Genomic DNA, 3,264 nt, shown 5'->3' on the forward strand with positions numbered 1-3,264 from the left:
ACCCAATTATATCGACCCAAAAGATAAAGCTTCACTTTATAAAGAATTCACTAGGCAGAAAGTAGCTATAGAGCTTGAGAAGCAAGATAGTAAAATATAAAAATTTAGTCTACTTAAACGCTAAAGAATAAAAAACGGACGCAAACGTATTTTACGTCGCGTCCGATGCCACATAGCGCTAATCTCTTCTATTCAGCGATACCGCCTTCGGTGAGCTTGGCTGGATCAAGCAATTGCGACAAATGCTCGCGGCCGAGATCCGTTTCTTCCTCCGCGACATCCAAGATAGGCCGGCCCTGTTGATACGCCTTCTTCGCAATTTCAGCGGCTTTAAGGTAACCCACAACTGGGTTAAGCGCCGTTACTAAAATAGGGTTACGGGCTAGCGCTGACTGTAAGTTATCTTCTCGCACTTTAAAGGTCGCCACCGCTTTATCTGCTAGCAGATGAGCAGCATTCGCCAATAGACGAATACTTTGCAGTAAGTTGGCAGCAATCACAGGCAACATCACGTTCAGCTCAAAATTCCCCGATTGCCCCGCCACCGTGATGGTAGTGTCGTTGCCCATCACTTGCGCCGCAACCATAGCAGCAGATTCTGGAATAACAGGATTCACTTTCCCCGGCATAATAGACGATCCGGGCTGTAACCCCTCTAGCTCAATTTCTCCAAGCCCGGCCAGTGGGCCCGAGTTCATCCAACGTAAATCGTTACTCAGTTTCATAACTGCAACCGCGGTTGTCTTCAACTGGCCGTGCAATGTCACCAGCGCATCTTGGCTACCAATAGCAAAAAAAGGATTCTCGCTCGCCGTGAATGACGAGTGGCTGCACGCACAGACTGCGTTGACAAAACGCTCGGCAAACAATGGATGAGCATTGATTCCCGTTCCCACTGCCGTGCCACCCTGAGCCAGTGCGCGCACCGATGATAGACTTTGGGTAATTTGTACCATCGCGTGTTCGACCTGCTGAGTCCAAGCATCTAGCTCTTGGCCAAGAGTCACAGGCATCGCATCCATCAAGTGAGTGCGACCCGTTTTCACGATATGGCCGACTTTGCGTTTCTTTTCCTGTAACGCATCACGTAAATGCGCTAACGCGGGAAGTAAGGCTTTTTCACAGCCTAATGTGGCACTGATCTGGATAGCCGTAGGAACAGAATCGTTGCTACTCTGACTCATGTTGACATGATCGTTGGGGCTGACCGTTTCACCACACTTTTCAGAGGCTAACGTTGCCAGCACTTCATTCATATTCATGTTTGAACTGGTGCCTGAGCCAGTCTGAAACACATCAACGGGAAACTGCGCTAAATGCTCACCATCCATGATAGATTCGGCACTTTGGCGAATCGCATGTGCGATATTACCATCCAGTAAGCCCAGCTCTTCGTTAGCCGTTGCCGCTGCATGCTTCACCATGGCTAACGCGCGAATAAAATCCTCAGGCATCGTCTGGTCACTGACCGCAAAGTTATTCACGGCTCGCTGTGTTTGTGCTTTGTACAGCGCATCAGCAGGTACCTCAACATTACCCATACTGTCTTTTTCGATACGTGTTTTCACCATGATTATATCCTTTTCATTCGCCACACCATTTCGATAATGGTTATCATTAACATATTGAGTTAACTAAATGAAGTTAGTGACGTCATAGGCTGACAAAAAATCCGTGCCTCTCAGGCTTGCATCCCCTAGTATGACGTCACTATCACCCATAATGAGCAATACCATGCAAGATGAAACCAGTACCAGTATCGCTAACTTGATTGAAGTGGTTGAGAACCAGATCGCCGACCAAGACCCTAAAAAGGTAGCAGAAACCTTGATGCGCCTGCGTATGACCGGCTATTCACGCGACGAAGCTATCGAGTACATTGCCTGTGCGTTAATGGTTGAGATCTATGATGTTAACAATCACAACGGGCAATTTACCCTGTCCCGCTATGAAGCCAACTTAGACACCTTGCCAGACATGCCATGGGCCGATGAGATTAATTTGGATATCGGTGAGTAAACCTTGACCGGATTAGTCGCGACAGTGCCCGCCTAAAAACGCAGTTCAGACCGATTTTGTCTGCCACCACCCAATGTACATCGCGACTATACTACTGACAGTCAAACTTATCCCCAGAGCTTGCTCTGCTCCTACGCTTGCTAATCCAATACCAATTAACCCGTAATAGAGCATACCGAATAGGGCACCAGCCGTACCGACACAATCAGCGTAGTGGCGAAGCGCGTATGCGAGAATGTTAGGGATCGCAATCCCATACGCCATCACAACGAATATCATAGGCATCACAAACCACGGACTGGTTTCTAGCCTCCAAACCGCAATACTTCCTAGGGTAGAGACGAGGCAAGACAATAAAAGTAACGGCTTATACACCCAGCCTCTTGCTAAAAGCTTCTTATTCACGATGGCTCCCATACCTATCCCTAGTGCTAAGATGCAACCTGAGTAGCCATACAATGAGGGCGGGATACGCAAAGCGCTAAAATAGAAAGGCGCAAGCTGGTAGTAAGCAAATAAATTAATGTTAAATGCAGCCACCAAGACAGCACTGAACCAGACATCAACATCCATCATTAAGCGCCGTAAAATCGGTACTATCGGAGGAAGAGAGTTATCAGCCCTTCGGGTCTCAGGTAAGCACTGATAGGTGTAAAGAAAAAGTCCTACAGACGTAATAGCCAGCCCAATAAAAACGCCTTGATAACCAAGAAAACCTACCAATAACGCTCCAGCCAACACGCCAATCGCAGGGCTCAGTGCAATGGCAATCCCCATCACTGCGAACATTCGCGTCAATTGGGTACGACTATAGCAATCTCTAATCATTGTTTGCGTGCCAACTGACCCAACCGCGGCACCAAAAGCAGCCATGACTCTGGCCAACAAAACAAGGCTAAAAGTAGAACTAAACACGGCAAGCAAGCACGCCATCGCATAGACACCCAAACCAGCGAGCATACTCAGCCGACGACCTATAACATCACAAGCTCTCCCCCAAAAAACAACGCCAAATGCAAAAGCAACAAAGTAGCTAGATAAGGTTTGCGAAGCGATATCGGGAGTAACCGAAAAGTGTAAAGCAAGTTCGGGGAGCGCCGGGCTGTAAATCGTTTCTGCAATTTGCGGAAACATCATTAAAGCCATAGCTAAAGTCAGGCTAAAAGTCCGTGTTTGCATAATGACCTCTGGAGAAAACAATGAGGTCTTAGACTACCAACATCAGCACTTTGTCTATTATAATAT

Annotated in this window: 3 protein-coding genes; 1 reads left to right on the forward strand and 2 read right to left on the reverse strand. The window is 47.4% G+C overall.

All coding sequences use genetic code 11. From position 1 onward, the window contains the following. Positions 1-188: 188 nt before the first annotated feature. Positions 189-1,574: a class II fumarate hydratase gene (locus BZG82_RS15865; RefSeq protein ID WP_108742999.1), complete on the reverse strand. Its 1,386-nt coding sequence runs from the start codon at positions 1,572-1,574 to the stop codon at positions 189-191. 160 nt (positions 1,575-1,734) lie between these two features. Between BZG82_RS15865 and BZG82_RS15870 the strand changes: the two genes are divergently transcribed. Further along, positions 1,735-2,019, forward strand: coding sequence for a hypothetical protein (locus BZG82_RS15870; protein WP_077662745.1), 285 nt, complete (start codon positions 1,735-1,737; stop codon positions 2,017-2,019). 45 nt (positions 2,020-2,064) lie between these two features. Here the strand turns inward: BZG82_RS15870 and BZG82_RS15875 are convergent, their stop codons facing one another. Beyond that, positions 2,065-3,198, reverse strand: coding sequence for an MFS transporter (locus tag BZG82_RS15875; RefSeq protein WP_077766305.1), 1,134 nt, complete (start codon positions 3,196-3,198; stop codon positions 2,065-2,067). Positions 3,199-3,264: the final 66 nt, after the last annotated feature.

This window comes from Salinivibrio sp. PR5, assembly GCF_001996085.1.
Taxonomy (GTDB): Bacteria; Pseudomonadota; Gammaproteobacteria; order Enterobacterales; family Vibrionaceae; genus Salinivibrio; species Salinivibrio proteolyticus.